At 74.8% G+C, this 24802-nt stretch carries 18 protein-coding genes; 13 read left to right on the top strand and 5 right to left on the bottom strand.

Annotated elements, in window-relative coordinates; all coding sequences use genetic code 11:
* Positions 1-857: 857 nt before the first annotated feature.
* The 3 genes from ITX44_RS38335 to ITX44_RS38345 all read left to right on the top strand — a co-directional run bounded on the left by ITX44_RS38335 (position 858) and on the right by ITX44_RS38345 (position 3471).
* Positions 858-1349, top strand: a complete 492-nt coding sequence (locus ITX44_RS38335) for a hypothetical protein (protein ID WP_205364164.1) — start codon at positions 858-860, stop codon at positions 1347-1349.
* Between the two features lie 76 nt (positions 1350-1425).
* Entirely contained in the window at positions 1426-2430 is a 1005-nt protein-coding gene (locus ITX44_RS38340; protein WP_205364166.1) for an aldo/keto reductase family protein, read from the top strand.
* A 141-nt stretch (positions 2431-2571) separates the two neighbouring features.
* Positions 2572-3471 carry a phosphatase PAP2 family protein gene (locus tag ITX44_RS38345; protein WP_205364173.1) on the top strand — a complete coding sequence of 300 codons (900 nt, stop codon included), beginning with the start codon at positions 2572-2574 and terminating at the stop codon, positions 3469-3471.
* Here the strand turns inward: ITX44_RS38345 and ITX44_RS38350 are convergent.
* Positions 3453-4721: a peptidoglycan DD-metalloendopeptidase family protein gene (locus ITX44_RS38350; RefSeq protein WP_205364175.1), complete on the bottom strand. Its 1269-nt coding sequence runs from the start codon at positions 4719-4721 to the stop codon at positions 3453-3455. The two genes, ITX44_RS38345 and ITX44_RS38350, sit on opposite strands and share 19 nt — an antisense overlap.
* A gap of 177 nt (positions 4722-4898) precedes the next feature.
* Between ITX44_RS38350 and ITX44_RS38355 the strand changes: the two genes are divergently transcribed.
* The 7 genes from ITX44_RS38355 (at position 4899) to ITX44_RS38385 (ending at position 16333) form a co-directional block, all read left to right on the top strand.
* Positions 4899-5921, top strand: coding sequence for an LLM class flavin-dependent oxidoreductase (locus tag ITX44_RS38355; protein ID WP_205364176.1), 1023 nt, complete (start codon positions 4899-4901; stop codon positions 5919-5921).
* A 79-nt stretch (positions 5922-6000) separates the two neighbouring features.
* Positions 6001-6864: an MBL fold metallo-hydrolase gene (locus ITX44_RS38360; RefSeq protein ID WP_205364177.1), complete on the top strand. Its 864-nt coding sequence runs from the start codon at positions 6001-6003 to the stop codon at positions 6862-6864.
* 416 nt (positions 6865-7280) lie between these two features.
* A complete protein-coding gene (locus tag ITX44_RS38365) occupies positions 7281-8498 on the top strand; it encodes a D-alanyl-D-alanine carboxypeptidase family protein (protein WP_307795680.1) in 1218 nt (405 codons plus the stop codon).
* 136 nt (positions 8499-8634) lie between these two features.
* The gene (locus tag ITX44_RS38370) at positions 8635-10728 is read left to right on the top strand and encodes a restriction endonuclease (protein WP_205364179.1); all 2094 of its coding nucleotides are present in this window, start codon (positions 8635-8637) and stop codon (positions 10726-10728) included.
* A 510-nt stretch (positions 10729-11238) separates the two neighbouring features.
* The gene (gene rho, locus ITX44_RS38375; protein ID WP_236062417.1) at positions 11239-12393 is read left to right on the top strand and encodes a transcription termination factor Rho; all 1155 of its coding nucleotides are present in this window, start codon (positions 11239-11241) and stop codon (positions 12391-12393) included.
* A gap of 109 nt (positions 12394-12502) precedes the next feature.
* Positions 12503-13258, top strand: coding sequence for a phytanoyl-CoA dioxygenase family protein (locus ITX44_RS38380; RefSeq protein WP_205364278.1), 756 nt, complete (start codon positions 12503-12505; stop codon positions 13256-13258).
* A 306-nt stretch (positions 13259-13564) separates the two neighbouring features.
* Complete coding sequence (locus ITX44_RS38385) at positions 13565-16333, top strand: ATP-binding protein (RefSeq protein ID WP_205364181.1); 2769 nt, start codon at positions 13565-13567, stop codon at positions 16331-16333.
* A gap of 74 nt (positions 16334-16407) precedes the next feature.
* Here ITX44_RS38385 and ITX44_RS38390 read toward each other — a convergent pair whose 3' ends face one another.
* The 3 genes from ITX44_RS38390 to ITX44_RS38400 all read right to left on the bottom strand — a co-directional run bounded on the left by ITX44_RS38390 (position 16408) and on the right by ITX44_RS38400 (position 19615).
* Positions 16408-17091 (bottom strand): M23 family metallopeptidase, encoded by a 684-nt coding sequence (locus ITX44_RS38390; protein WP_205364182.1) that lies wholly within the window; start codon positions 17089-17091, stop codon positions 16408-16410.
* Positions 17092-17690: 599 nt separating this feature from the next.
* Positions 17691-18707, bottom strand: a complete 1017-nt coding sequence (locus tag ITX44_RS38395; protein ID WP_205364184.1) for a GNAT family N-acetyltransferase — start codon at positions 18705-18707, stop codon at positions 17691-17693.
* A gap of 281 nt (positions 18708-18988) precedes the next feature.
* On the bottom strand, positions 18989-19615 hold the full coding sequence (locus ITX44_RS38400) for a nucleoside/nucleotide kinase family protein (protein ID WP_205364186.1): 627 nt from the start codon (positions 19613-19615) through the stop codon (positions 18989-18991).
* 297 nt (positions 19616-19912) lie between these two features.
* Between ITX44_RS38400 and ITX44_RS38405 the strand changes: the two genes are divergently transcribed.
* Together ITX44_RS38405 and ITX44_RS38410 are read left to right on the top strand one after the other, a co-directional pair.
* Positions 19913-20107, top strand: a complete 195-nt coding sequence (locus ITX44_RS38405) for a hypothetical protein (RefSeq protein WP_205364188.1) — start codon at positions 19913-19915, stop codon at positions 20105-20107.
* A 123-nt stretch (positions 20108-20230) separates the two neighbouring features.
* Positions 20231-21922 (top strand): hypothetical protein, encoded by a 1692-nt coding sequence (locus ITX44_RS38410; protein WP_307795681.1) that lies wholly within the window; start codon positions 20231-20233, stop codon positions 21920-21922.
* A 222-nt stretch (positions 21923-22144) separates the two neighbouring features.
* On the opposite strand, the gene yczR is transcribed toward ITX44_RS38410, so the two are convergent.
* Positions 22145-23632 (bottom strand): MocR-like transcription factor YczR, encoded by a 1488-nt coding sequence (gene yczR, locus ITX44_RS38415; RefSeq protein ID WP_205364190.1) that lies wholly within the window; start codon positions 23630-23632, stop codon positions 22145-22147.
* 254 nt (positions 23633-23886) lie between these two features.
* On the opposite strand from yczR, the gene yczE reads away from it, so the two are divergent.
* Complete coding sequence (gene yczE / locus ITX44_RS38420; protein ID WP_236062423.1) at positions 23887-24552, top strand: membrane protein YczE; 666 nt, start codon at positions 23887-23889, stop codon at positions 24550-24552.
* Positions 24553-24802: the final 250 nt, after the last annotated feature.

Genomic DNA, 24802 nt, shown 5'->3' on the forward strand with positions numbered 1-24802 from the left:
AAAGGCCCCCTCCCCCTCCCCCCGCCTCCGCCCGCCCCACTCCCCGCCTTTTCCCAGACTCCTGCCTCCGGCGGTTAGCCGGGGAGTGTGCCCTTCGCCTGCGGCGCCGCCCTGCAAGAGCTTGGGCTCGAGCGGGTGAGCGGGGGGGACAGGGAGGCTTTGCCTGCGGCGCGGACGGGGCATCCGGCGGTACGCCGGGGAGTGTGCCCTTCGCCTGCGGCGCGGCTGGGGAAGAGCTCGGGCCCGAGGGGGTGGGCCAGGGGGACAGGGAGGCTTTGCCTGCGGCACGGGCAGGGCATCCGGCGGTTAGCCGGGGAGTGTGCCCTTCGCCTGCGGCGCGGCTGGGGAAGGGGTCAAGCTCGGGCGAGTGGGCCGGGGGAGGTCGCGGCGAGCGCTTTGCCTGCGGCGCGCGGGGAGGCTGGAGCTTGAGTTGGGGGACGGGGTGCCCTTGCCCTTGGCCTACGGCGCCGTGGGCCCAGGGGGCAGGCCCGGGAAATCGGCACGGCTGGCTGCGGGGCAGGGGGTGCGTGCTTGCGTCGGGGCGGGCAAGGCGGAGGCCGGGGCGGGCTTCGCACTGCCGACGGCTTGCCCCCCGTAGACACCGGCCACCTCATCCGCTTGCGGTCACCATCGACCTGTTCGCCCGGGCCTCGCGGGCGGGGCATCAGGGCGGGGCTGTCGGAGGGGATAGGTAGGGTGCGGGTATGGGGAAGGGGTTGACGGGGGCGCAGCGGGCCGCGGTGGTGGGGGCGGATGAGGGGACCGGGCGATTGGGGGCTCGGGTGGAGGTGTGTCTGCGGCTGGTGGCGGCGGGGCTGGCGGTGCCGCACGGGCGCGGGGGGCACCATGCGTATTACTTGACGTCGGAGGGGCGGCGGGTCAGGGCCGAGCTCGCGGCGAAGGGGGCCGGGAAGGACCGGGAGCCGGCGCAGGAGCCGGTGCGGGAGCAGGGCGGGGGGTTCGTCGCGGACGACGGGAGCGGGAAGGTCGCGCCCTCGCCGCGCCGGGCGGCCGAGGTGGCCGCGGCCTGGGAAGGGCTGCTGCAGATCCGGCGGGTGCTGATGGACGGCGCGGCCGACCGCCCGGCGCCCTGGGAGAAGGACCGCTGCGTGCACGCGGTGTGCCTGGCGCTGGAGGCCACCGGGTGCCCGCCGGCCCGGCCGGAGCGGGCCGGCTACACGGTCACCGAGGGGCCGGAACCGGACACGGCCCGGGCCGGCTGGACCGGGCCGGACGGCACCGGCCCGCTGCTGCGGATGGCCGCCCTGCTGGCCGACCGCGGCTGGCAGGCCACCGACCACCGCACCCGCGACGGCGAGCCCTTCCTCCTGATCAGCCCGCGCCGCTGACCTGCCCGCACTTGCCCCGTACCCACCTCGCACCTGCTCTCGGCAGCGGCACGGGCCGCGATTAGAGTCGATCACCATGGAATACCGTCACCTCGGCCGCAGCGGCCTGATCATCAGCGAAATCGCTTACGGCAACTGGCTCACCCACGGCTCCCAGGTCGAGGAGGACGCCGCGACCGCCTGCGTGCGCGCCGCCCTCGACGCGGGCATCACCACCTTCGACACGGCCGACGTCTACGCCCAGACCCGGGCCGAGTCGGTGCTCGGCAACGCCCTGAAGGGCGAGCGCCGCGAGGGCCTGGAGATCTTCACCAAGGTGTTCTGGCCCACCGGCCCCGGGCACAACGACCGCGGCCTGTCCCGCAAGCACATCAGGGAGTCCATCGACAACTCGCTGCGCCGGCTGCAGACGGACTACGTCGACCTGTACCAGGCCCACCGCTACGACCGGTTCACCCCGCTCGAGGAGACGATGGAGGCGTTCGCCGACGTCGTGCACTCGGGCAAGGCGCACTACATCGGCGTCTCGGAGTGGACCGCCGACCAGATCCGCCGGGCCCACGCGCTCGCCCGCGAACTGCACATCCCGCTGGTGTCCAACCAGCCGCAGTACTCCGCGCTGTGGCGGATCATCGAGGGCGAGGTCGTCCCCACCAGCGAGGAACTGGGCCTGGGCCAGATCGTGTTCTCGCCGATCGCGCAGGGCGTGCTGACCGGCAAGTACCTGCCGGGCCAGCAGCCGCCGGCCGGCTCGCGCGCCACCGACGACAAGGGCGGCGCCAACATGATCAGCCGCTGGATGCGCGACGACCTGCTGGCGGGCGTGCAGTCCCTCCAGCCGCTCGCCGCCGAGGCGGGACTGAGCATGGCGCAGCTCGCCGTCGCCTGGGTGCTGCAGAACCCCAACGTGTCCGCGGCGATCGTGGGCGCCTCCCGGCCCGAGCAGGTCGCGGAGAACGTCAAGGCGTCCGGCGTCAAGCTCGACGCCGGCCTGCTCGCCCGGATCGAGGAGGTGCTCGCGCCGTTCGCGGTGACCGACCCCAAGCGCGTGCACGACAACGTGCCGGTGCAGCGCCCGTAACACCCCGCCCGTAACACCGCACCAGCGGCGCCGCCGCAACGGCGTCCCACGGCGAAGGGTCCGTCCGGCGTAGTCTGACTACAGAGTTGTAGACAGATCATGTGCCGGGCGGACCCGCGTCCCCCGGGGGAAGGTGGCCGGATGACCGTCCGCGCGCCCTGGCCGCGACTGCTGCTCCCGGCCGGTTTCGCCGTGGCCTTCGCGGTGCTGGCCTGGATCGTGCTGGCCCGGCACGGCTCCCCGTACGGCATCGACACCGGCCCGCACCACTGGTCGGTCGCCCACCGTCCGCACGCCGCCGCGACCGCCGCCCGGGTGATCACCCACCTGGGCACCGGCGTGTTCCCCCCGATCGTGGCCGTGCTCGGCGGCTGGCTCGCGGGGGCGGCTGCGATCGGCAGGCCGGGCGCGAGCACGTACGGCACGGACCGCGGGCGTACGGGCGACGCGGCGGCCGGGAGCGGTGGCGGCGCGGGCGCCCGGTTCCGGCGCGGTGTCCCGCTCGCCCTGCTGGCCGTCGTCGTGCTGCTCGTCGGGCAGTTGGTGCGCACCGGGTTGATGACGGCTTTGCACCGGTCCAGGCCGCCGATGGCGGACTGGGCGGCGCAGGCCTCGGGCCACGCCTTCCCCTCCGGCCACACCTCCTCCAGCGCGATCGCCGCCGGGCTGCTGACCTGGGGTCTGCTGCGGTTCCTGCCCGGCCGGCGCGGGCGGCTGCTGGCCGGGGCGTGGTGGCTGGTCGCGCTCGCCGTCGCCTGCACCCGCGTGTACCTGGGCGTGCACTGGCCGACCGACGTGCTCGGCGGCTGGCTGTTCGCCGGCTTCTGGCTGAGCGCGACCCTGCCGTTCATGGCGTACGTGGCGGCCCGCCGGGAAAACGGCCGCCGGCGCACGGACGGCGCCCCGGACGCGTCGGCGCCCGCCGGACCCGGACCGTCCGGCGACGAAGCCCGGCCGGAACGGACAGGCCGGCCCGAACGAACAGCCCGGCCGGCCCGAAAAGAGCGGCCCGAGGGGTCGGATCAGACCGACACGCCGTGAGCCCGCAGGTACCGCAGCGGGTCGATGTCGTCGCCGTAGACCGGCCCGGTACGGATCTCGAAGTGCAGGTGCGGCCCGGTCGCGTTGCCGGTCGCGCCGGAACGCCCTATCCGCTGGCCCTCGTTGACCCGCTGGCCGGCCTTCACCGAGATCTGCGACAGGTGCCCGTACTGGCTGAAGTGCCCGTCGGCGTGCCGGATCACCACCTGGTAGCCGTAGCTGCCGCCCCAGCCGGCGGTGACCACTGTGCCGTCGGCGACCGCGTGGACGGCGGTGCCGGTGGAGACCAGGAAGTCCACCCCGGTGTGGTAGCCGCTGGCCCAGCTACTGCCGGCCTCGCGGTACGGCGTCCCTATGGGCGCGTGCTCGACGGGCAGTGAGTATCCGGTGCGCACCGGGGCGGCGGTGTGCGCGGTGTGCTTCTCCAGGGTGCGGGTGCCGCCCGACGGTTTCGCGGCGGGCTTCGCCGCGGGCCGGGCGGCGGGCCTGGTCCTGGGCGCGGTCCGCACGGCGGTCTCGGCCCCGGCGGTGCCGGGCTTGGCCGGTGCCTTCGGGGCGGCGAGCGCGAGCCGCTCGCCGGGCATGATCAGGTCGGGGTCGTCACCGACCACGGCGCGATTGTCGGCGTAGAGCCGGGGCCAGCCGCCGTGCACCTTGTGGTCGGCGGCGATGCCGGAGAGCGTGTCTCCCTTGGCGACCGTGTACCGCTCCCCCACCGGCGCGTGCCCGGAGCCGGGGTGGGCGGGCGCGGGGTGCGCGGTGTGGTGGGCGGCGGGGTGCGCCGTGTGCGTGGTGGTCTTCGCGGCGGTGCGGTGGGCGGCCGGGCGTAGCTTCTCGGCGGGGACGGCCACGATGTGCGAGGCGCTCGCCGCCTCCCGGGTGAGCCCGGCGCGCACCGAGCACACCGGCCAGGCGCCCGGGCCCTGGCTGCGCAGCACCTTCGCGGCCACCGCGATCTGCTGGTTCTTGCTGGCCAGATCGGCGCGCACCGCGTAGGCCGTGCCGCCGAAGGACTTCCAGGTGCTGGAGGTGAACTGGAGCCCGCCGTAGTAGCCGTTGCCGGTGTTGGTGCTCCAGTTGCCGGAGGACTCGCACTTGGCGACCTTGTCCCAGACCCCGGCGCCGGCCGCGTGGGCGGTGCTCAGGCCGACCAGCGGCAGCGCCAGCCCGGCGCCCGACGCGGTGACGGTCAGCGAAGCCTGCGAGACACGGCTCGGGCGGTATCGGCGGTGGCGTCCGCGTAAGGCCATGACAAGAGTCCTCTCCGGGACCGCCCGCCGCCCTGCCGGGCCGCGCGGGGCCTGCCTGCCGCCCGATTGCCCGGGCGGGCCAAAGCGTAGGCCCGCGGCAACCCGTACCACAAGAGTGCCCGAGCGGTCACCGTGCGCAGCCGGGAATCAGGGCGGCGGGCCGGTGTTGGAACGAAGGTGAGTTCCGTACTGCGCGACACGCCGTTCTCCGTGCTCGACCGGTCCCGGACCCGGGAGGGGCGGGACGGGCCGGAGGCGCTGCGGGACACCGTGGACTTCGCCCGCCGCATCGAGGCGCTGGGCTACCACCGGTTCTGGGTCTCTGAGCACCACAGCGTGCCCGGGGTGGCCGGCTCCGCCCCGACCGTGCTGGCCGCCGCCGTCGCCGCGGCCACCTCGCGGATCCGGGTCGGCACCGGCGGGGTGATGCTGCCCAACCATCAGCCACTCGTGGTGGCCGAGCAGTTCGGGGTGCTGGAGTCGCTGTTCCCCGGGCGGATCGACATGGGACTGGGCCGCTCGGTGGGCTTCACCGACGGCATCCGCAAGGCGCTGGGCCGCGGCAAGGACGCGGCCGGCGAATTCGGCGACCAGGTCGCGGAGCTGCTCGGCTGGTTCACCGGCAGCCAGCGGGTCCACCTCCAGGTGCACGCCTGGCCCGCCGAGGGGCTGCGCCCGGCGCCCTTCCTGCTGGCCACCGGCAGCGGCGCGGACCTCGCCGCGCGGCTCGGGCTGCCGCTGGTGGTCGGCGCGGTGCGCGGCGAGGACGCGATGCTTCGGGCGGTCGACCGCTACCGCGCCGCCTTCCGCCCCTCCCCCTGGGCGGCCCAGCCGTACGTCGTGCTTTCCGGCACGGTCGCGGTGGCCGCCGACGGCGAGCGGGCCCGGCGGCTGCTCGCGGGCGAGGCCTGGTCCCTCGCGTACTCCCGCACCCACGGCGCCTTCCCGCCGCTGGCCCCCTACCCGGCCATCGCGGCCCGCGCCATGACCGGCCCGGAACGGCAGCGGTACGAGGAGGCGCTGACCGGGCACGTGCACGGCGCCCCGGAGGACGTGGCCAAGACGCTGGAGTCGCTGCTGACCCGCAGCGCGGCGGACGAATACCTGGTGACGACCAGTACGTACGACCGCGAGGAGCTGCTGGAGTCCTACCGGCTGCTCGCCTCGGTGGCCGGGTTCGGGGAGCCGCACGCGGGGTGAGCGCGGGCCCGGCGACAGGGCGGTGACCCCCGCGGAGGCGGTGCGGTCGCGACGCGGGCGCGCGGCGTAGTGTGCGGGGATGGACGGGACCAAGGGGTGGCCGGGGCGCGGGCGGCTGGGGGTGCGCTGGCACGCCGGGTGGCCGTCGGCCCGGCACGATCCGGCGCCGCCGATCCAGGTGCACGCGTACGACGAGAGCACGCTGATCCTGCGGCAGAACATGTCGGTGCACTTCGAGGCGCCCTTCATGTTCCTGCTGCTCGGGGCCGAACGGGCGCTGCTGCTGGACACCGGGGCCACCGCGGACCCGGCGTACTTCCCGCTGCGGCAGGTGGTGGACCGGGCCGTGGCCGACTGGCTGGACCTGCATCCGCATCCCTCGTACGGCCTGGTCGTCGCGCACACGCACGGTCACGGGGATCATGTGGCGGCCGACGGGCAGTTCACCGGGCGGCCCGGCACGGTCGTGGTCGGGGCCGGGCCGGACGCGGTGGCGGACTTCTTCGGGCTGCCGGACTGGCCCGAGGGCGGCGCCGCGCTGGATCTGGGGCGGCGGGTGGTGGACGTCATTCCCGGGCCCGGGCACGAGGACGCGGCGGCGGTCTTCCACGACCGGCGGACCGGGTTGCTGTTCACCGGCGACACCCTTTATCCGGGGCACCTCTACGTACGGGATCTGCCTTCCTATACGGCGACGGTGGACCGGTTGCTGGCGTTCTGCGAGCGGCATCCGGTCACGCACCTGCTGGGCTGTCACGTCGAGATGAGCGCGGTGGAGGGTGTGGCGTACCCGGCGGGGGCGACGTATCAGCCGGACGAGGTGCCGCTGGAGATGAACGTGGGGCACTTGCGGGCGCTGCGGAAGGCGTTGAGCGAGGCGGACGGGGTGGGCGGGGAGCATGCCCACGACGAGTTTGTGCTGCACTTGCCGGGCGGGGGGTAGGTTCGGGTCTTCCGTGTGGTGCCCGGGGGTGCCGGGGCCAGGGTCGGGGCCTGCGGGGTGGGGGTCCGAAATCTCATATTTACGGGCCTGGCGGCCCACAAATATAAGTCACCATTTCGGACCCCCACCCCTCCGGCCCCTCCTGCCATCCGAACGGTGGCCGTCCCTGCCAGGTGACTTCATCCGGACGTGCCGGGTCCCTGCCAGGTGACTTCATCCGAACGGTGCCGGTCCCGCCGGGTCGCTCCGTCCGAACGGTGTCTGTCTCTGTCCGGTCGGCACTTGCGAATGCCGGGTCAGATCCTTGCTCCAGCCCCGGAAATGGGGCCGTCACCGGGATGGGTGGGGATCTCGTGCCGGGTGCCGGTGGCGTTCTTAGCGTGGGCCGCATGACTTCCTCGCGGAAACGTGGTCGTGTGAGTGGTGTTGCCGTGGTGGCGGCAGGGTGCTGTCTGGCCGCGCTGCCCGTGGTCGCGGTGGCGGCGGACGGGGACAGCGGGTCGGGGCAGGGTGGGGGTGCGGCCCCGGCGGTGGCGCAGGGGGCGGTCGGGGGGGAGTTGCTGGGCGAGGAAGGGGTGCAGGTGTTGCCGCGGGACGGGACGCCGGAGTTGCCCGACGGGTTGTCGGCGTTGTCGTGGCTGGTCTCGGACGCGCGGACGGGTGAGGTGCTGGCAGCGAAGGACGCGCATCGGGCGCTGCCGCCGGCGTCGACGCTGAAGACGCTGTTCGCGGACACGGTGCTGCCGCGGTTTCCCGGGGGGACGAGACATGTGGTGACCGACGCGGACCTGGTGGGGGTCGGCGAGGGGAGCAGCATGGTGGGGGTGCAGCCCGGGCAGAGCTATACGGTGGCCGACCTGTGGCGCGGGGTCTTTCTGAGCTCGGGGAACGACGCGGTGCATGTGCTGGCGCACATGAACGGTTCGGTGGCGAAGACGGTCGAGCAGATGCAGGCCAAGGCGCGGACGCTGGGCGCGTTGGACACGCATGTGGTCTCGCCGGACGGGTACGACATGCCGGGGCAGGTGACCTCGGCGTACGACCTGGCGCTGTTCGCGCGGGCGGGGCTGGCGAACCCGGACTTCGCGCGGTACGTGTCGACGGCGACGGCGGACTTCCCCGGGGGGTGCGACGGGCAGGGGACGTGCGTGCCGTCGTACAACATCCAGAACACCAACCGGCTGCTCACCGGGGCGCAGGGGGTGACGCCGTATCCGGGGCTCATCGGGGTGAAGAACGGTTACACCACGAACGCGGGCAACACGCTGATCGCGGCGGCGCGGCGGGGCGGGCGGACGCTGATCGTGACGGTGATGAACCCGCAGTCGGGGATCAGGCAGGCGGTGTACCGGGAGGCGAGCGCGTTGCTGGACTGGGGGTTCGACGCGGCGGGCAGCACCGAGCCGGTCGGCACGCTGAACGCGGTGCCGGCCGCCGTGCAGCTGCCGCCCGCGCCGCGGCATGCGCCGGCCGCGCCGCGACGGGCGCCGTCCTCACCGGCGCCGGCCCCCGCGCCGACCGGGTCGGCGAGCGGCACGTCGCCGACCGCCTGGTACGTGGGCGGCGCCCTGGTGCTGGCGGCGGTGGTGTCGGTGGTGGTGCTGCGGCGCAGGCACTCGGCGAAGGCCGGTTGAGCCGCCGGCGGGAGCGGGCTGCGGATGCGCCGGGACACAGGCGGTGACGTGGCCGTATTGTCGGCAGTACCCTCGGCCGTCCGGCAGTTGACGCCGGCCGTGCGCCGAGGCCTCGCCGAAAGGAAGCCGTTCCCGCATGAGCCGTCGTCCTCCCGGACTTGTGTCCACCTGGGCCGAGATCCAGCGCCAGCAGCAACGGCAGACGGAGGCGCAGCGCAGGGCCAGGGCGCAGGCCGAGCGGGAGCAGCAGCGGCAGCGGCGGGCCGCCGAACGGGCGCAGGCCCGCAGCCGGCAGGAGGAGAAGGCCGCCTACCGGGCCCGCCGGGAGGAGGACGCCCGTCGGCGCACCGCCGAACTGGACGAGCGCTTCAGCGAGTTGACCGGGCTGCTGCGGGCCGGGGTGCGGGCGCCGGCGTTCGCGCCGGAGGCGATGTACGCGTCCGAGGAACTGGCGCCCTTCGCACCGGGCCGGCTCGCCGAGCCGGTCGTCATGCCGCGACCGGAGATGTACGGGCTCGGCCGGCAGTCCGGCTGGGGCCGGCCCGAGGAGCGCCAGGCCCGGGCCGCGTACGAGCGCGATCTGGCCGCGGCCGGCGCGGCCGAGCGCCGGCGCCAGGAACAGCTCGCCGCCTACCGTGAGGAATACCGGCGCTGGGCCGAGCAGCGGCTGGCCGACATACGCCGGCACAACGCGGGGGTTCGGCAGACGCTGGCCGCGCTGGAGCGGCGGGACCCGGAGGCGGTGGAGGAGTACCTGACGGCGGCGCTCTACGCATCGCCGGCCTGGCCGGAGGGCCTGCCCCGGCAGGTGTCGGCGTCCTTCGAGCCGCCGGAGCGGCGGCTGGTGCTCACCTGGGAGCTGCCGGCGTACGCGGCGGTGCCGGAGGCGGCCGAGGTGCGCTACATGCCGACCGCCGACCGGGACAAGGAGGTGCCGCGGCCGGCCGCCGAGCGCCGTACCGCCTACCGCGACCTGGTGGCCCAGTGCATGCTGCTGGTGCTGCGCGACCTGTTCGCCGCCGACCACTTCGAGCTGCTGGACTCGGTGCTGCTCAGCGGCTTCGTGAACGACACCGACCCGGCCACCGGCCACCGCAGCCCGGTCTTCCTCGCCTCGGTGCTGACCTCGCGGGAGGTCTTCACCGCGGTGAACCTGTCCCGGGTCAATCCGGTGGACTGCCTGGTCGAGGGGCTGGGCGGCGAGCTGTCGGCGCGGCCGGACAAGCGGGTGGGGGTCGCCCCGGTGCGGCTGCCCGGCGAGAGCGGGCGGACGGCGGTCTCGCACGGCGGCGGCGAGGAACCGGACCTGCTGGCCATGGACCCGCTGGAGTTCGAGGAGCTGGTCGCCGAGCTGTTCCGGGCGATGGGGATGCAGGCGGTCACCACCGTGCGGTCCGGCGACGGCGGGGTGGACGTGGACGCGCTCGACCCCGACCCGATCCGGGGCGGGAAGATAGCGGTGCAGGTCAAGCGTTACCGAAATACGGTGAATCCCGGATACGTAAGGGACCTGTTCGGGACCGTGCAGAGCACCGGCGCCAACAAAGGCGTGCTGATCACCACCTCCGGCTTCGGCCCGACCTCCTACGCCTTCGCCAACGGCAAGCCGCTGACCCTGGTGTCCGGCACCGAACTGGTGGAACTCCTGCACCAGCACGGGCTGGCCGGACGGCTGGGGCCGGCCCCGGCCGGCGCGGACGCGGCGGCGCGGCCCGCCACCGCAAGCCCGGACGACGAGCCCGACGCGAGCGTGCTGGGCCTGTGGTGGCAGGGGCCGGTACGGCTGGACGTGTGCGCGCTGGTGTGCCGCGGCGGCCGGGCGCTGGGCGACGACCACTTCGTGTTCTTCAACAATCCGCGCACGCCCGACGGGAGCGTACGGATGATGCCGGCGCTCGGCGAGGACAAGGCCGCGCTCTGGGTGGACTTCGAGCGGCTGCCGGACCGGGCGGACCGGCTGGTGCTCCTTGCCGCGATCGACCCGGCGGTGAACCCGGACGCCGACCTGTCCGGCTTCACCGGCGCCCGGATCCGGCTCACCGACCCCTCCGGCGCCGAGATCGACCGGCTGGAGGTCTCCGACGGCCGGCCCGGCGAGACCGCCCTGATCCTCGGTTCGTTCCGCAAACGCCCTGGCGGCGACTGGAACTTCGTGCCCGGTGGGAAGGGCTACCAGGGCCCGGGCGGCCTGGTGGAACTCGTGCAGGAGCACGGCATCGAGGTGGAATGAGCGAGCCCGTTTGCCGCGGGTTCGCACCGGGCGGACCCGCGGTGGGCGGGGTGTGCGCCCTTGTCGGCCCGACTGTCCGGGCCGGGTGTGCTACACTAAAGTCAGGGACGCATAAGTCTGTGCCTCTACTCGGCACCTGAGTCCCTGTCTGCGGGCCTTTCTCGTACGGCTCGAATCGGCTGAATTCCGCCCGGCTTTCCGTATGTCCTGCCGTTGACGGATGGGTACGTCCTGTCGGCGGCACGGGCCGTGGTGTCGTACGAAAGCACCCTCGTCACCGGCGTCCGGTCCGGCTCTGTCGGCCACCGGGACCGCCGGATTCACCCGCACCGCGGTTGGCGGTGCTGTCCGCGGTACGCGGAGCGTGACTCTTCCGCTCGCGCCGCACATCCCTTCCCCGTGTTCCCGGGCGCTGTGTCCGGGCGCGTTCTCCCGCGCGGCCCTCTGCCGCGCCTCTCCCCTTCCGGCCGGACTCCCCCTCGGGACACCCCGCCGGGAAAGGACTCGTTCATGACCGAAACACTCGACCGTCCGACGCGTTCCGCCGGCCGGGACGGCGCGCCCGCCCGGCAGGTGAGCGGCGTGCTGGACATCACCGGCGGCCAGGGCCGGCTGCGGGGCCCCGGGCTGCTGCCCGCGCCCGACGACGTCGCCGTACCGCAGGCGCGGATCCGGGCGCACGGGCTGCGCCCGGGCGACGAAGTGACCGGCCTGGTCACCGCATCCGGCGCCCTCGGGGACGTCCTCGCGGTGGGCGGCCGGCCGCCCGGCGAGCGCCGCCCGCACTTCGCGGACCTGACACCGCTGCACCCCACCCGCCGGCTCCGGCTGGAGAGCCCGGCGCTGACCGGCTCCGGCGCACTGGCCGGCCGGCTGATCGACCTGATGACGCCGGTCGGCAAGGGCCAGCGCGGGCTGATCGTGGCACCGCCCAAGGCCGGCAAGACCGTCCTGCTGCAGCACATCGCCGCGGCGATCGCCGCCAACCATCCCGAGGTCCACCTGATGGTGCTGCTGCTCGACGAACGCCCCGAGGAGGTCACCGACATGAGTCGCGGGGTGCGCGGCGAGGTGATCGCCTCCACCTTCGACCGGCCGGCCAAGCAGCACATCGCGCTCGCCGAACTCGCCGTGGAACGCGCCAAGCGGCTGGTGGAGCGGGGCCAGGACGTGGTGATCCTGCTCGACTCCCTCACCCGCCTGTGCCGGGCCCACAACACCGCGGGCGGCAGCGGCCGTACCCTCAGCGGCGGCGTCGACGCGGCCGCGCTGCTCGGCCCCAAGCGGTTCTTCGGCGCGGCCCGAGCCGCCGAGGAGGGCGGCTCCCTCACCATCCTCGCCACCGCCCTGATCGACACCGGCTCCCGGGCCGACGACTACTACTACGAAGAGCTCAAGAGCACCGGCAACATGGAACTCCACCTCGACCGTGCCCTCGCCCAACGCCGCGTCTTCCCCGCCGCCGACCTCACCCGCTCCGGCACCCGCCGCGAAGAACTTCTCCTCCCCGCCCCCGAACTGACCGTCACCCGCGGCCTGCGCCGAGCCCTCGCCGCCCGCGACCCCCACTCCGCCGCCGACGTCCTCCTGGACCGCCTCCGCCACACCCCGGACAACGCCACCTTCCTCCGCACGGTGCACGGCACCCTCCCGGGCGAGAGCTGAGCTTCGGGGCCGCCTTGCCGCCTACGGCCGGGCCGCGGACGGAAATTCGTTCGCCTCCGCCACTGTGGCGGGTCATGATCCCCCGGTGACGACTGCGGACGAGCGGGCGATGGTGGATGCCTTCCTGCGGGACGGGTTCGTGAAGGTGGCGGGGGCCTTTCCGGCGGAGATCGCGCGGGAGTGCGCGGAGTTGCTGTGGCGGGAGATTGGGTGCGACCCGGAGGATCCGGGCACCTGGACCGAACCGGTGCGGTGGGTTTTCGACATGGCGCAGCCGCCGTTCGTGGCCGCCGCCAACACTCCTGCGCTGCATGCCGCGTTCGACCTTCTGGTGGGTCCGGGCCGGTGGGTGCCGAGACCGTCGCTGGGCTCCTTCCCGCTGCGTTTCCCGCACCCGGTGGAGCCGGACGACGCGGGCTGGCACGTCGAGGGCAGCTATCTTCCCGAGGGTGCCACCTGGTACTTCACCAATCTGCACTCACGCGGCCGGGCGCTGCTCATGCTGTTCCTGTTCACCGAGGTGACCGAGGACGACGCCCCGACCCGCATCCGGGTCGGCTCCCACCTGGACATCCCGCCCCTGCTCGCCCCCTACGGCGAGGACGGCGTCTCCGGCCTCGCCCTGGCCCCCGCGCTCACGGCGGCCTCCGCCCACCGCCCCCTCGCTCTCGCCACCGGCCACCCCGGCGATGTCTATCTCTGCCATCCCTTCCTGGTCCACGCCGCCCAACCCCACCACGGCACCCGCCCCCGCTTTCTCGCCCAGCCTCCCCTGTACCCGGCCGCGCCCCTGTCCTTGGACCGCCCTGACGGCGCGTATTCCTCGGTGGAGGCCGCGATCCGGCTCGGGTTGGGCCAGTCCTGACCCTTGGCAGGGTCGGGGCAGGTGTGTGGGGCCGGGGCGGCAGCGTCTGCCCCTGTCGGTGGGTGGCGATCTGCAGGTGGTGGTGGGCTTGTCGCGCAGTTCCCCGCGCCCCTTGGGTACTCCGGGCACGGCCCGCTCCGTATGCGTGCTGCCCGTCGGGCCCACCCGGCCGGGCGCGCCGACGCGGCGTCAGCCGTATCGGAAGCAGGTCACGCCCGGAATACCCAGGGGCGCGGGAAGCCCCGCACGCCCCATACCCGCCCTCAAGCTCAACCCCCGCAAGGCGAGCCCGGTAAAACGATGAGCATGTTGTACGGACGCGAGGCGGCAACCCAAAAGATCACCGCGCTGCTGACCGGCGCCCGGGAAGGGCGGAGCGGCGTGCTGGTGGTGCGCGGCGACGCCGGGATCGGCAAGAGCGCCCTGCTCGAGCAGGCCGTGGCGGCGGCCGCCGAAGAAGTGCGGGTGCTGCGCGGCTCGGGGGTGGAGTTCGAGGCGGAACTCCCTTACGCGGGGTTGCAGTTGCTGCTGCGCAGGGCGATGGGCTCGCTTCCCGCGCTGCCGGAGCCGCAGCGGCGGGCGCTGGAGGGGGCGTTCGGGCTGGGCCCAAGTGCCGCGGGGGAGCCGATGTTCGTGGGGCTGGCGGTGCTGTCGCTGCTGGCGGACCACGCGGGCGACGGCCCGCTGCTGTGCGTGGTGGACGACGCGCAATGGCTGGACCGGGCCTCCGCGGACGCGCTGGTCTTCGCGGCCCGCCGGCTGGACGCGGAGGGCATCGCGCTGCTGGTCGCCGCCCGCGACGAGCCGGGCGCCTTCCCGGCCCCGGGCCTGCCGGAGCTGCGCCTCGGGCCGCTGGCGGACCCCGACGCCGCGGCCCTGCTCACCGAGCACGGCGGCGCGCTGCCCGATGCCGTACGGAGCCGGGTGCTCGCCGAGGCGCAGGGCAATCCGCTGGCCCTGCTGGAGCTGCCGCGGGTGCTGGGTACCGGGCCGGAGGGCACCCCGGACACGCTCGCCGGGCCGGGAGCGCTGCCGCTGACCAGCACGCTGCGGGACGCCTTCCACGGCCGGGCCGGCACGTTGCCGCCGGCCACGCGGACGCTGCTGCTGATCGCCGCGGCCGATCACACCGGGGACCCGGACATCCTGGTCCGGGCCGCGGGCTCCCTCGGGGTGGAGGTGGCGGACCTGCCGCCGGCCGAGGAGGCGGGGCTGGTGTTCGTGGACGAGGAGGACCGGCTGCGGTTCCGGCATCCGCTGATGCGGGCCGCGATCTACCAGCGCGCCCCGCTGCCCGCACGGCTCGCCGCCCACCGGGCCCTGGCCGAGGCGGCCGACCCGGCCACCGACCCGGACCATCGCGCCTGGCACTTCGCGGCGGCGGCCACCGGCCCCGACGAGGCGGTGGCCGCCGCCCTCCAGCACACCGCCGAACGCGCCCGGCTCCGGAGCGGACAGGCGGCGGCGATGGCCGCGTACGAACGGGCCGCCCGCCTGAGCACCGATCCCGCCGCCCGCGTCGAACGCCTGCTGCTGGCCGCCGAGTCCGCCTCCGAGGCCGGCCAGCTCCCGCGCGCCCGCGGCTTCGCCGGCCAGGCGGCCGACGCGCTGTCCGCCGCGGCCGGGTCGGTACCCGGCGAAGGCCCCGCGTGGCGGGACGTGCAGCGGGCCCGTGCCCTCCAGGTGCGCGGGCTCGCGGACTTCTGGGAAGGGGCGTTCCCGGCCGCGCACCGGCTGCTGACGGAGGGCGCCGGCCTGGCGGCGGAAGCGGATCCGCAGCGGGCCGCGCGGATGCTGGTGCAGGCGACGCACACGGCCTGGTACGTGGGGGCCGAGGAGGTGGCCGGGACGGTGGGCCGGCTGGCGGCGCTGCGGCTGCCGGGCGACGCGCCGATCCGGCCGGTCGCGGAGTTCCTGGTGGGCGCGCTCGGGCCCGGGGCCGCCGCGAAGCCGCCGCCGGAGCTGGGCGCGGTGGCCGTACCGGACCGGCGGCCGGCCCCGCGGGACCTGATGATGCTGTGCGGGGTGGGCCTGGCGCTCGGCCAGGACGTCCCGGCGTACGAACTGACCACCGCGCTGATCGCGGAGAGCCGGGACAGCGGCGGCATCGGGCGGCTGGCCACGCTGCTGTTCTTCCACGCCGAGGCGGAGATCTTCCAGGCACGCTTCGACGACGCGCGCGCGACGGCCGGCGAGGGGCTGCGGATCTCCCGGGACACCGGGCAGGGGCAGTGGGTGAGCCAGCTCGCCGGGGCGCTGGCGTACGTGGCGGCCGTCCGCGGCGAGCAGGAGGAGTGCCGCCGGTACGTGGACCTGGCGCTGTCGGCCGGGGCCGGCGGCGCGATGGCGCCGGGCGCGCCCTGGGCGCACTGGTCGCAGGCGCTGCTGGACCTGGGCCTGGGCCGCGCCCAGGCCGCGCTGGACCGGCTGGCCGTGCTGTCCGAGCCGTCGGTACGCCACCACGTCTCGGCCACCCGCGGTGTACCGGACCTGGTGGAGGCCGCGGTGCGGCTCGGTGCGCCGGAGCGGGCGGGCGAGGCGTTCGCCCGGTTCGAACGGTGGACGACGTGGTGCGGGCAGGGCTGGGCCCGGGCGTTGCTGGCGCGCTGCCGGGCGCTGCTGGCCGGCGAGGCGGACGCGGAGGCGTACTTCACCGAGGCGCTGGCGGCGCACGACCCGCACGGCCGGGCGATGGAGACGGCGCGCACCGCGCTGCTGTACGGCGAGTGGCTGCGCCGGGCGCGGCGCAAGAGCGAGGCACGCGAGCAGCTGCGCGGCGCCCTGGAGGTCTTCGAACGGCTGGGCGCGCCGCCGTGGGCGGACCGGGCCCGAACCGAACTGGCCGCGGCCGGAGGCCCGGTGACGGAACATCAGGCGTCGCGGCCGGTCGCGGAGGAGGCCGGGCTGACCCCGCAGGAGTACCGGATCGTACGGCTGGCCGCGCGGGGCCTGTCCAACCGGGACATCGCGGCGCAGCTCTTCCTCAGCCCGCGGACCGTCGGCTACCACCTGTACAAGGCGTATCCGAAGCTGGGCGTGGTCTCCCGGGGCGAGCTGGCCGCGCTGTTCGGGTAGCAGGCGCACGGCCGCCGCCCCCTCCTGGCAGTGAGGGGGCGGCGGGGTGCGGGGATCCGTAGCGGACCGACGGGTCAGACGGTGACGCCGTGCGAGGCCAGGTAGGCGACCGGGTCGACGTCCGAGCCGTAGTACGGCGTGGTGCGGACCTCGAAGTGCAGGTGCGGGCCGGTCACGTTGCCGGTGGCGCCGGACACGCCGATCTGCTGGCCCTCGGTGACGGTCTGGCCGGCCGACACCTCCGCCTGGGACAGGTGGCCGTACAGGGTGTACTTGCCGTCGGCGTGCTGGACGATCACGTCGTTGCCGTACGCGCCGTCCCAGCCGGCGTGGATCACGGTGCCGGCGGCGACCGAGTGCACCGGGGTGCCGGTCCACACCAGGAAGTCCACGCCGGTGTGGTAGCCGCTGGACCAGTGGCTGCCGGCCTGGTGGTAGGGGGTGCCGATGGCGGCGCTGTCGACCGGCTTGGTCCAGCCGGTGTCGGTGGTGGCCGCGACCGGCTTGACGACGGGCTTGGCGGCGGCGCCGGCGGTGGTCTGAAGTACGGCCGGGTTGGCGACGTACTCGGCGGCGGGCTTCGCGGTGGCGGCGGCCGGGGCCGTGGCGCGGGCCGCGGCGGGTTCGGCGGCGGAGGCGTGGCCGGTGACGGTCAGCGGCACGGCTATCGCGGCGGCGCCGGTGCCGGCGACCAGGAAGATACGGGTGAGGCGGCTGCTCAGGCTGCGGGGCTTGCGATGCTGTCCCTTTGCGGGCATGGATGTGTCCTCTCCTGCGCCTGCGAGGTGAGCTGTCGGATTCGGGCAGGAGATGCCCGGCCATGGTCGGTGGTCCGGCGGTACCGGCGGTCCGGTGGCCGTGCGCGGCGCGCGCCGGCCATGGCTTCACCCCGAGCCGTCCGGTGATGTCCCGGGACGGCGGCTTACCTGGGTCCCCCGCTCCTGCCGTGCGGTTGGTCGAATGATCCGTTGATCCGTGCCCGGACGGCGGCAGGATTCGGCGATCCGCCCGGCAGAGGGAGAGCGGGCATCCGGCCCGCCGCACAGGAAGCTAGACGAATGCCTGATCGGGGGGCAACCAATCGGGACATGACCCGTTTTTTCCGGCTGCCTCGTCGTGACCGGCCGTCGTACCACGGGATCCTTTGCGTGGCCGGTGTCCTCACCGTGCGCATACGACCGGTGGGCGCCGGGTGAGAAACGGCCCTTTGCCGTCACAGCGGGCGAGGGCGCGGGGACACACCGCTTCGACCCCGTGATGCCGCTCACGCGCCGAACGGAACGTGAGCGGCATCACCATCAAATGTCCGAATTAAGCCCCTACTTGGGGATTTGCCGGAACGCTGTCGGACAGCGGGTCACCAGGTCCCGGGCCGGCCGCCGATACGGGCGTCCAGCGTGCGGCTGAGCCGGTAGGCGACCGGCCGGAAGCCGACGGCCGGCCAGTGCCCGGCGGCCAGCGGCGAGGCGGAGTGCCAGCGCGCGGAGATGTAGCGGTGCCCGTTGTCGTACGCCCAGGCCAGCGCGGTGGCCAGCAGCACCCGGCTGATGCCCTCGCCGCGCGCGGCGGGCTCGACGTACGCCTCGGCCAGTTCCACGCAGGAGTCCGGGACCACCGGGTCGGCGGTGGCCGGGACCACGACGACCATGCCGATCTCCTCGCCGCGGCGGGAGGCGATCCAGGCTCCGCAGCGCGGGTCGGCGAGGGCGTCGGTGTAGTGCAGCCGCAGGGCGGCGAGCGCTTCCTCGGGCTGCGGCTGGAACATCGCCGCGCCGCGCTGGCGGCGGGCGGAGTCGGCGGCCATCCTGCCGATCTGCGGCAGGTCGCCGGGGCCGGCCCGGCGGATGCCCAGGCCCTCCACGCCGCGCGGCTGCCGGCCGCGGGCCTTGACCGCCATCAGGCCGTACACCAGCTCCCGGCCGAACCCCAGGTCCGACCAGGGCGTGGTGGCGCCCTCTCCGGCCGGCACGTCCACGTAGTGCACCAGGCGCCGGTCGGCGACCAACCGCTCCGCGACCCGTGCGTACAGCGAGCGCAGCACTTCGCTCTCCCGGCCCGACGGCAGCGCGTGCCCGCCGTGCGGGATCAGGGCCGAACGCGGGTGCGTGCGCAGTGCCGCGGGGTCCCCGGGCCCCAGATCCACCGGCACCGCGGCCAAGTGCCCGATCATCACCCCGTCGGCGTCCATCGCCCGGCACGCCTCCAGCCCGGGCACCGAATGCAGCTTGCCGAGCAACTCCTCGCCCCGCACCGGCCCGTCCGCCAACCAGGACCGCTGCGAAGGCGGCCGACGGGCCCGGGCGAACCAGCGGTCGTACCGCTGTACGGCCAGAGGTATGTGTTCGGCAGTCAGCGGCGCGATGGCGACAGTCATGGTATTCCCGGACGCTAGCGGGGCCCCCTCCTCCAGGGCAAGGTGACCCTCTACCGCCCCCTACCGGGGGCACGGTGACGGGTGATCGGTTCGCCGGAAGTGCCCCCAAGGCCCGCCTGGCGGCGGGCGGTTCGCCGGGAGCGCCCCGCAGGGGCGCGGGGCTGTGTTTGATATGCGGCCGGCGCCGCGTGGGCGCGAGCAACCACATACGGCCGGTGGCCCGGATGCGACAGCAACTGCCCCGTTGGACCGGTGGCGACCCGCGCCACGTGGGGGAAGGGTCACCCCGTCCACGCCGGATGCCGCGCATCATCCGCGTGGACCAGCACATCCGCGGTCTCCTCCGGAAGGACCTCGCGGGCGTAGCGGTCGTACGCGGGGAGGGTCCAGTGATCGGCGGGGGCGGTGCGGCGGGTCAGGGCGGGGCGCGACAGACGCAGGTGGACCGTGAGGTCGAGGGGGAGGCCCTGGCCGAGGAGGAGGGGGCCGTCGAGGACGAGGACGCCGCCGGGGGGAAGTTGGACGCGGTAGGCGCGGACGGAGCGGTCGGTCACCGGGTCGCGCAGGGAGGGAAGGGCGCTGCCGGTGCCGCCGGGGCCGAGCGGGTCGAGGACTTCGCGGCGCAGCGAACCCGTGTCCAGCCACAACTGGTAATACGCGTCGACGTCCTCGTGGCCGTACTCCAGCCGGATGGAGGCGGGGCGCCAGAAGTCGGCGGCGCGCACGCGCAGTGCGGGCCGGCCGAGGGCCGGCAGGGCCGCGGCCACCGCGTCGGCGAGGTCGGCGGTGCCGGCGGCGGGGGCGCCGTCCACGGCGAGGCGCCACCAGGGTCCGGGCGGATCGGTCGTGGCCACCCGCTCGGCGAGCGCCTCGGCCAGCTTGGGCCAGGTGATCGGGGTCAACTGCACCCGGCCATCCTCCCCCACCGCCCACCGGGCGCCCCGGGTCACCCCGGCGGCCCGTCAACACCGCATCGGGCCCCTCACCCGTTCGGCCGGTGGCGGCGTGTGGCTGGGCGTAAAGCCGCGGCAGGGGCGGCGGTCCGGCCGTGGCGCGGCGCCGGGCCGTACGGCAGCGCCCGCCACCTCACCCCCTTGGTGCAACTTCGTGATGAATCACCCATTTGCCACCGAGCGCGGCCTTTTACTTTTTGTGACCCTGGAAGAACTCATGGTGACCGTCCCCATCACCCAGGAGAAGAGCCCATGATCCTGTCCATCTCCGGCGTCGTGCTGCTCGGCGTCATCGTGTTCCTGTTCTTCCGCAAGGACGGCCTGAAGGCGTCCCACGGCCTGGTCTGCGCCCTCTTCGGCTTCTACCTCGCCGGGTCCGCCATCGCCCCGAGCATCCGGGCGGGCGGCGCGAGCCTGGCCAACCTGATCGGCGGGCTGCGGATCTAGCGCCGGCGCGGGGGGCGTCACGGGCCCGGCGCCGTCCGCCCGCGCCGGGCCCGGTCCCGTACCGCCGCGCGCCCCTCCCCCACGTACGCACGAGACCCCGCCCGAACGACCCGTGGAGCATCCGTGGCCAGGCGTCCCCTTCCCCCCGTTCTCGAGCGCCGCCCGGCGCTGGTCCGCGGCCGCGAGCTCGCGCGTACCGCCGCCGACGGCGCCTCCGACGTGCTGCACCCGGTGGTCACCGTCGTCAGGGGCATGCGCCGGCAGGTCGCGTGGGCCGCCGAGTGGTGGGCCCGCACCCCGAGCGACCGGCGCGGGCCGGCCCTGCTGCTGGCCGCGGCGGCGCTGGTCGCGGTGCTGGTGATGCCGTACGGGCCGGTCCTCGCGGTGATCGCGCTGGTGGTCTCGGCGGCCTGGACGGGCCGGGAGCGCCGCGGCCCGGCGACCTGCGGCCCGACCGAGGCCGAGGGGGTGCGGCTGCAGTCGCTGTACGAGGCGCTGGTGCCGTACCTGTCCGACCCGGGCGACCCGGCGCCGCTGTACGCCCACGACGGAAGCTGGGAGCGGGCCTTCGGCTCGTACGCCTTCCGGGACGGCCGGCTGACCCGGCTGCGGCTGCGCTATCCGGCGTACTTCACCGACGGCGAGGCCGACTCGCGGACCCGGGTCGAGCAGTTGCTGCACGCGAAGGCCGGGCGCGGCCGGGAGTACCGCTTCGACTGGAACGAGGAGGAGAACCACCTCACCCTCACCGCACTGGCGCCGCTGCCCACCGACGTCGCCGCGCAGCGCTTCGTCACCGCTCCGGGCGAGACCGTGCTGGGATTCACCGACGAGGACGCGGTCGGACGGACGATGCCGGTGGCGGCGGGCGCGGCCACGGTCGCCGGCCCGGGTTTCGGCGAGGGGCCGCGGATCAGGGACGCTCCCCCGGTCGTATGGCGCACCGGCCCGCGCTCCACCGAGCCGCACCTGCTGGCGCTCGGCCAGCCCGGCACCGGCACCACCACCCTGCTGCGGTCGATCGCGCTCCAGGCGCTGGAGCACGGCGACGTGGTGGTCGTGGACGGCGGCGGCAGCGGCGAGTACGCGTGCCTCGCGGGCCGGCCCGGGGTGCTCGCGGTCGAGGACGGCCTGCTCGGCGCCTCGGCCACCCTGGAGTGGGCGGCGCACGAGACCGAGCGACGGCTGATCGCGGTCAACCGGGCCCGGCAGTCCGGTCATCCGGTGGCCGAGGACGTACGCCGCCCGCTGTGCATCGTGGTGGACCGGCCGACCGCGCTGACCCAGCTCGCGGCGGCGGAGGGCCGGCCGGATCCGCAGGCGCTGCTGGACGTGCCGCTGCGGCACGGGCGGACCGCCGGAGTGGCCGTGGCGGTCGCCGACCAACTCGACGTCACCGAGACGCTGGCGCCGGTGGTCATCGCGCAGACCCGGGCCCGGGTGGTCCTCGGCGCGCTCGCCCCTGAACACGTGGCCGCGGTCCTCGGCGCCCCGCAGCGCACCACCCCCGCCGCGGAAGTGCCGCCGGGCCGCGGCTACGCCCGCCTGGGCACCGGACCGGTACTGCGGCTCCAGGTCCCGGCCACCCCCGACCCCTACGACGAGGAGACCCCGGCGGCCGAACGCGAGGCCGTCCTCGCCCTGCTCCCCGGCACTCCCCCGGTCAGCCTGGTCAAGCACCTCGGCATGGACGGGCTCGCCGAGGCGCCTGAGCCGCTTGCCGGGCCCATGGCGCTGGGCCCCGTCGCTCTGGGCCCTGTCGCGCTGGGCAACGACGCGGTCCTGCGCCCGGTGGCCGACCTGGAACTGGGCTGAGGCCGGTCGTCCGCGACGCGGCGGTCGCGCGGACGGGTCTGACGGAGAGTGCCGTTCGCCCGCCGGGACGGCCCCGCGGCGTCCGGTGTTCCCCCGGGCATCGCGTCGGCCCGGGGTGACTTTCCACGACCGACAGCGCAGCCAGGGCCGCCCGAAGCCGTGGGACCAGTACGTACAAGGCCGCGGGCCGGGGACACCCCAGCCGCAACCGGCGCCGGATTCCTACGCCACGAACAGCCCCGACCCCTCGCCGTCCGCGCCGCCGCCGGAGCGGACGACGTCGGCGGCCTCGGCGAGCCGGGCACCCGCCTCCTTGGCGACCTGGCCGCTGACGGTGAACGGGACGCGGATGAAGGACTCGAAGGCGCCGTCCACGCCGAAGCGGGGGCCGGAGGGGACACGGACGCCGAGGCGTTCGCCGGCCACGGCCAGGCGGGAGCCGGAGACGTCGCCGGTGCGCACCCACATGGTCATGCCGCCGCGCGGCACGGTGAACTCCCAGCCGGGGGTGTGTGCGCGCAGGGCCGCGGCCAGGTCGTCGCGGCACTCGCGGGCCCGCAGGCGGCGCGCGGCCAGGGCCTGTTCGAAGACCTCACCGCGCAGCAGCCAGGCGACGGCGAGCTGGTCCACCACGGGCGAGCCGAGGTCGAGGTAGGCGCGGGCGGAGACCAGGCGGCGCACCACGTCGGGGGTGCTGCGCACCCAGCCGATGCGCAGTCCCGCCCACACCGTCTTGCTGGCCGAGCCGACCGTCATCACGGTGCCGCCGCGGTCGAAGGCGGCCATCGGCCGCACCCCCGCCTCGGGACCGTCCAGGACGAGTTCGGCCATGGTCTCGTCGGCGACCAGCACGGTGCCGGCCACCCGTGCGGCCTCGACGAGCTCGCGCCGCTGGTCGTCGCCGACCAGGGTGCCGGTCGGGTTGTGGAAGTCGGGCATGACGTACGCCATCCGGGGCGCGGCGTCCCGCAGCACCCGGCGCCAGGCGTCCATGTCCCAGCCGGCCAGGTTCTCCCGCAGCGCGACCGGGACCAGCCGGGCGCCGGTCTCCCGGAACAGTTCCAGGACGTTGGCGTACGAGGGGGCCTCCACCGCGACCCGCTCGCCGTAGCCGACCGTGCGCCGGGCCGCGGCGCCGATCGCGCCCATCGCGCCGGTGGTCACCATGATCTGCTCGGGCATGGTGGGCACCCCGCGCGCGGTGTAGCGGTCGGCGATGGCCTCGCGCAGCACCGGCAGCCCGGCCGGGAAGTCGCCGTGGGTGGCGGCGTAGGCGGGCAGGTCGGCCAGCGCGCTCTCCATGGCGCGGGTCAGCCACGGCTCGGGGGCGGGCAGGGAGGCGGTGCCGAGGTCGATCACGGTGCCGGCGGCGTCCGGCGGCAGCGGCTCCAGGCTGCGCGAGGGCAGCACGTGGCCCTCGGGGATCGCGGTCCAGCTTCCCGAGCCGCGCCGGGAGCGGGCGAACCCCTCGGCGCGCAGGGCCTCGTACGCCGCCGCGACCGTGGTCCGGCTCACCCCGAGGGCGAGCGCGAGTTCACGTTCGGCCGGCAGCCGGGCGGCCACCTGGACCCGGCCTTCGAGCACCAGCAGCCGTACCCCGTCGGCGAGCCCGCGGTAGGCGGGCAGCTTGCGGCGGCCGCCGCCGTGCGGGCGCGGTTCGAGGAGCCGGGCCAGATGCGCCGCACTCACCGACGCGGTCCACTGGGCCATAAAAATCGGTCCACCTTCCCTTGATTGGCCGTTGCACGGATCCGGATGCAGGCCACAGAGTGTCATGCGCGCTCCACCGACCGCCAGGGGGTCCCGTGTTCCCGTTCCGCCGCGCGCCGCTCCGCCCGTCCTTCCGCTCACCCGTCCGGGCGATCCTGCGGCCGGCCCGGCGCACCTTCCGGCGCCGGCCGGTCCCGTACCACCGCGGCACGCACCACCGCCCGCAGCGCCTTCCGTACGGCAGGCCGGCCCGGTTGTACGCGGGCCTGGTGCTGTACGGCGCGACGGACGCCCTGGTGATCCGCGCGGGGCTGGGCCTGGACCCGTGGGACGTGTTCCACCAGGGCCTGGCCCGGCACACCGGGATCGGCATAGGCACCGTCTCCATTGTCGTCGGCGCGGCCGTCCTGCTGCTGTGGTGGCCGCTGCGGCAGCGGCCCGGGCTGGGGACCGTGTCCAATGTGGTGGTCGTCGGGGCCACGATCGACGCCACCATGGCCGTGCTGCCCGCGCACTCCGCCCTCGCCTGGCGGATCCCGCTGCTGGTGACCGGCGTGTTCCTCAACGGTGCGGCCACCGGCCTCTACATCACCGCCCGGTTCGGCGCGGGCCCCCGGGACGGCCTGATGACCGGGCTGCACCGCCGCACGGGCCGCTCGCTGCGGCTGATCCGTACCGGCATCGAGGTGTCCGTACTGGCGGCCGGCTTCGTCCTGGGCGGCCAGGTGGGCGTGGGCACGGTCCTTTACGCGGTCACCATCGGCCCGCTGGCACAGTTCTTCCTGCGCCTGCTGACCCTGCCCGAGGCAGCGGGAACATCTCCCCATGGATCCGGCCATGGCCGAATCGTCGCCGGTTCCGACCGTTCCGGCACAATACGTCCGGACACGCCCGAATCGGCTCGGATGAAATCCGTTTAGCCTGCACGAGTGTGGCCGGGTAGTGTACGCGGTTGGCCCGACTGCCTGACCGTTACTGCACGCAAAAGATACGACAACGGTGGGTGACAAAAAGCCCTGGACGTGACAAAGCGGGCGGTGGTGGGTACAAAAAGGGGCGACACGACGGGCGACGCATGTCCCGAAACGGGAATCTTCACCGCCGACCGGACGTTGACCGGATGACGACGACAGCGACACCTGTCCTGTGGGCGACCAAGCCCGGGAGGCA

The organism is Actinacidiphila acididurans (genome assembly GCF_016918855.1).
In the GTDB taxonomy this organism is placed as follows: domain Bacteria; phylum Actinomycetota; class Actinomycetes; order Streptomycetales; family Streptomycetaceae; genus Actinacidiphila; species Actinacidiphila acididurans.